This is a genomic window from uncultured Candidatus Kuenenia sp. (assembly GCF_900696675.1).
Taxonomy (GTDB): Bacteria; Planctomycetota; Brocadiia; order Brocadiales; family Brocadiaceae; genus Kuenenia; species Kuenenia stuttgartiensis_A.
The window spans coordinates 1-5,401 of sequence record NZ_CAADGZ010000181.1; the positions used below are offsets into that span (position 1 = coordinate 1).

General features: G+C 43.2%; 3 protein-coding genes. 1 reads left to right on the forward strand and 2 read right to left on the reverse strand.

Annotated elements, in window-relative coordinates:
* Nucleotides 1-224 precede the first annotated feature (224 nt).
* Nucleotides 225-3,632 carry an IscS subfamily cysteine desulfurase gene (locus tag QZT26_RS16305; protein WP_099323680.1) on the reverse strand — a complete coding sequence of 1,136 codons (3,408 nt, stop codon included), beginning with the start codon at nt 3,630-3,632 and terminating at the stop codon, nt 225-227.
* 20 nt (nt 3,633-3,652) lie between these two features.
* Nucleotides 3,653-4,654, reverse strand: a complete 1,002-nt coding sequence (gene egtD, locus QZT26_RS16310) for an L-histidine N(alpha)-methyltransferase (RefSeq protein WP_099323681.1) — start codon at nt 4,652-4,654, stop codon at nt 3,653-3,655.
* A gap of 278 nt (nt 4,655-4,932) precedes the next feature.
* Here egtD and QZT26_RS16315 point away from each other — a divergent pair, with 278 nt between their 5' ends.
* Nucleotides 4,933-5,232 carry a DDE-type integrase/transposase/recombinase gene (locus QZT26_RS16315; protein ID WP_157775636.1) on the forward strand — a complete coding sequence of 100 codons (300 nt, stop codon included), beginning with the start codon at nt 4,933-4,935 and terminating at the stop codon, nt 5,230-5,232.
* Nucleotides 5,233-5,401: the final 169 nt, after the last annotated feature.

Sequence of the window (5,401 nt, forward strand, 5' to 3'; positions counted from 1 at the left end):
AAATCCTTTGCTCCGGTAATTGATTGTGTAAAAAATTTACAAGTGCAATTAATACCGGAAGTAACGAGCAAAATCAAGAGTAAATATTTGTCGCAAAGCATTGCTAAGTCATAAGTTGTGGCCGACTCGACTTACGACTTAAAAATATTTTTTCAGACGCTTTCTTTAACAAAGTAATGCCCTAAACAGAAACTTCTATTTTGTACACACCTCAAAACAGTACTTCAGCGGCAGGGTACAAAGCGTACCATGGTTTTCTTGTCTCTGATAACTTCTCCAAGAAGAGTAATGGTGCGGTCAATTTCTTCCATCATATTACCAAATCCCAGTGAGAAACGCAGTGCACAATGCGCCTCTTCTTCTGTAAGTCCCATTGCCAGCAAAGCGTGTGAAGGTTTAGGTGATCCGGCACGGCATGCAGAACCTGAAGAAAGGCTTATACCTTTCTGGTCCAGAGCAAGAACCACCGACTCTCCACGTATACCAGGCAAAGTCATGTTTAAAGTATTTGGTAATAGTGCCTCTGGATTTCCGTTCATTTTTGCCTCGGCCATTAACTCTCGTATGCCTGCTTCCAACCTGTCTCGCATCCTCTTGATTCTATCCATTTCATGAATGCGCCGTACAGCCAGTTCTGCGGCTTTACCGAGCCCCACAATTCCTAACACATTTTCTGTCCCTGCACGCATTCCACTCTCCTGTTTACCTCCATTCACTAAGGGTTCCAGAACAATTCCTTTACTAATATACAAAGCACCAACACCCTTCGGACCGTATAATTTATGCCCTGACATTGTAAGCAAATCCACGCCAAGAGCTTCCACATCTATTGGGATCTTACCAACCGCCTGCACACAATCAGAATGAAATAGAACGTTGCGTTCCTTCGCTATACGGACCAGAGCTGCTATAGGATTAATAGAACCTGTCTCATTGTTCGCCATCATCACACTTATCAGGCATGTTTTTTCTGTGATTGCTGATTTCAAATCTTCCGGATTAAGCTTCCCGGTTTTATCAATTTTAAGGTATGTTACCATAAATCCATGTCTTTCAAGCCACTCGCATGTATTGATAACTGAAGGATGCTCTATGGTGGTTGTAATAATATGGTTTTTAGAATTCCAGTTTGCAAAGGCCACACCCTTTACAGCAAGGTTATTGGCCTCGGAACCACCACCGGTAAATATTATACGCCTTGCAGTACAATTGAGCAGCTGAGCCACACTCCGACGTGCCGCCTCAACTGCAAACCGAGCATCTTTTCCCTCGGTATAGATGCTCGAAGGATTTCCGTGACCATTCTCTATAAACTGCAGCATTATTTTCTTTACTTCAGGGTCAAGGGGAGTGGTGGCATTGTGGTCAAGATATATACGCTTCTCAATGTGCCGAGGCTTTACACTGGATTCTACCATGCCAGCAGTATCACAGTATTCACCGGAATCTACTTCAACTATTTTCTCTCTTTCTGTTGCCTTGGCCACGTCACACAGAAGGGTTTTATATACAGGGAAGCCTGAGATTGGATCATATCGCTGGAGATCTGTTAATTCATTTACATTGCAGTTCTGCCACTTCTCCGGTCCAACCGGTCCTCCACCACCCATATTGGCATCAATGGCGCCCTGAACAATATCATCAGTAACCAGCGCACACATCGTAACTGTACCGCGCTTTGTCATAATATTTACCAGATCTCCACTCTTAATGTTACGGGCTTCCGCATCCAGGGTATTAATCGTTACCGTCGGTTCGGGTCTTTCTTTCAGTAATCCGGATATACCATGATGCTGAGAACGGAAATCCGTGGTTACTCGCGACCCCGAATTGAAAACAAGTGGAAATTCCTCTGCAAGATCAGGCTGTGAATGAGGGCCTTCTCCCGGTTCTGTGTAGATGGGTAAAGGATCATAACCGTGCTCCTCAAGTATAGTTGAAGCTATTTCAAATTTTCCTGTTGGGGTATCAAATCCGGGCTTACCATCAGTGCGCAATAATCCCTTTTCCCATTTCTTATACTGCATCATTACTGTAGGCGTCTGCACCGTTCCTTTTGCATGCTGAACATCTTCCAGTGCGAATCCTGAACCCTTTAATACATGCCTAAGGAGCTCTTCCTCATTCTTCGGATAAAGGTGTCCATATCCAAGTCTCCTTGCCAGTTCCGACAGGATAAAGAAATCATTGCGAGCTTCTCCAACAGGCTCAATAACCTTCTCTCTGATTCGAAAGATTGGACCATATGTCATGTATGATTCAATTTCATACATGGTAGTTGCCGGAAGGACAATATCTGCATAAGCGGCATCTGCCGTTAATTGGCGATCGACAGATACAAGAAAATCAAGTTTATTCAATGTCTTACGCCAGACAGCAGGTTGAGGCCAGGCGGTAATGATTGACCCTCCAAGAATGATGAGAGATCGGATACGATAGGGTCTTCCCTCAAGTACAGATTCCGGTAACGCAATTGCATGAGATTCACCACGGTATGCACTGTAAACAGGAAAGCGTTCTCTGCCCAATGCTTTTCGTACATCAGGATTGGCAATGCGATCTTCACGATTGATAGGGAAATTGTTCTGGTGCATGGTAAAACAACGCCCACCTGGCACATCAAGCTGTCCTGCAAGCGCCCAGAGAACCATTGTTGCGCGTATTGCCTGAACGCCACTGTCACTATACTCAAGTCCGCTATACATGATGGGTGAAGCGCCGTTTGCCTCTGCAATTCTCCTGGCAAGAGATTTAATTGTCTCTGCCGGCACACCCGTAATGCTTTCTACGGCATCCGGCCCGAAGTGTTGAACATATCTGGCAAGGTCATCAAAACCAACTGACCAATTTTTTACAAAGTCCTCGTCATATAATTCCTCTTCTATGATAACATTGCACATACCAAGAGCAAGGGCTCCATCAGTACCAGGGCGTATTGGAATCCACTCCGCATCGGTAAGCTTTGCTGTCATGGTTCTTCGTGGATCAATTACGACAATCTGCGCACCTTGCTTCTGTGCATTAACAATTCTATTAAGATCAAACGGCGGACAATCGGTAGCAGGATTTGTCCCCCAGACTACTATCATCTGGGCATTTTCAAGATCCGAAAACATATTAATCAGCATCCCCCCCATAGTAGTATGAGGAGCAATCATAGCAAATGAAACGTAACAGAGAGCCCCCACACCAAGAGTATTTGGTGAACCAAATGGAAACAAAACGCTTGATGCCGATGAAACAGCCACGCCCTTCGGCTGAAAGATGTCACACATGGCAAGCTCAAAGCTTCCCCGTCCGGTATAAATAGCAGTAGCCTCCGGTCCTGACTCTTCTTTAATTTTATTAAGGTTTTCAACGATAATATCATAAGCATTATCCCAGGAAATCCTCTCAAACTCATATGTCCCCTTTGGACCCTTTCTCCGCATCGGGTAGCGAAGTCGATCTTTGGAATATACAATTTCCGCAGAGTGTTCTCCGAGCTTGCAAATCATCCCCAGATGAGAGCTTCGATCAGGGCATACTTTATCAATCATTCCCTTCTCATCGTAGGTAACGGTAACCCAGCAGCCTGCCGGGCAGATTCCGCAAATTGCATGTTTATCATTAATACTGCTTCTTGATTCCATAAATATTCCTTTTACTACTATTAATCAATAGACGGCGCAAACAGGTTCAGGCTGAAAAACCGTTCAGGGTCAAACCATTGCTGTTCCACATAAAGGCCTGTCTTTTCTGCCAGCGTATCAATATCGTCGAGTGAATACTTGAATGAGTTTTCCGTGTGGATAGTTTCATTCGCCTTAAAACAAACCTCTAATTCAATGTCACGGATGAAGACCTTCTGATCAATATTACTGATCAGGTACATCTCAATTCGTCCAACTTTTTCATTGTAAATTGCCTTATGATCAAATTTTTCGATATTAAAATTACCTCCAAGTTCTCTATTCACGTGTGTGAGGAGGTTCAGGTTGAACTCAGCAGTGATACCCTGTGAATCATTGTAGGCATTTTCTATAATAGTTTTATCTTTTTGTAAATCTATGCCGACCAGAAACCTGTCATTGGGGAGCATTATTTTCTGTATATGTCGTAGAAGAGTCGTCACCTCTGACCTACCAAGGTTACCAATACTTGACCCTAACCATATAATGAGTTTCCGTTGTGCTGCCTGGATATTTAATTGATGAATTCCTTCATTATATCGAGCGGCAATTGCATTTATTTCCAGATTCGGATATGCCTTGAGCAGAGAATAAGAACTTTCCTCAAGCATTTGGCGAGACACATCTATAGGAGAATAATAAGCCAGACTTTGATGTTTAAGGAAGGTCTCTATTAAAATTCTTGTTTTTGTTGAGCTCCCACTTCCTAATTCTATAAGAGCAGTCTCTTTCGGAAATCGAGAGACAATATCATCCACGTTTGTCTCAAGGATATTCGTTTCTGTGCGCGTCGGGTAGTATTCCGGGAGTTCACAGATTTTCTCAAACAACTGTGATCCGATATGATCATAGAAATAAACAAAAGGAAGGTATTTGGACTCAGAGGCAAGACCGATTTTGACGTCTTCGGAGAAGTTATTTATGAAGATCTCGTCATCGGTTGTTGTAAGCATAAACCGCTCTTCAATTTTTGAAGTTGGCATTAGATGTTTCTCCTCCAAAGATGACAGGAAATTGCCTTTTTCTATCGGGTGTTCAGTTTAATAAAAACAAAGGAAATTACAAGATCTTTTTATTTTATCAGCCCTATTGAACACCAAAGAAGAGAGGCGTAGGGAAGAAGGATGTGGAATTATAGGTGAACTATAAGAAAATGGATAATGTGCAGCACATTACCCGATTTTATACAAGAAATTGACAAAGGCTTGCTCCCATGCAAATGGGGAACGGCAAGACCTTCCCCATATCCTGCAGAGAGAGTATGCGTGCCGTTTTAGACGGTTATAGCAGACAAATAGTCCATTGGGAAATCCGGAAAACAATGAAGGAAACGGAGGTGGAAATTATCCTGAAACGGGCTAAAGAGAAGTATCCAAATGTCAAACCAAGGATCATTTCTGACAATGGTCCACAGTTCATAGCAAAGGATTTCAAGGACTATCTCCGGATAAGCGGGACGGCACATGTTAAAACAACACCTTTCTATCCTCAAAGTAACGGAAAAATAGAAAGATGGCACAAGACAATAAAGCAGGAAGTATTCGCTCCTATTGCCCTGTAAACCTGCAAGATGCCCGGCGAATCGTGGATGAATTTGTTGTGCATTACAACACGAAACGATTACATAGCGCAATAGGTTATATCGCCCCGCAGGACAAATTGCTCGGACGTAAAAAAGAAATCTTTTTGGAACGAGACCGAAAATTAAGTGAAGCGCGGCAACGGCGGGC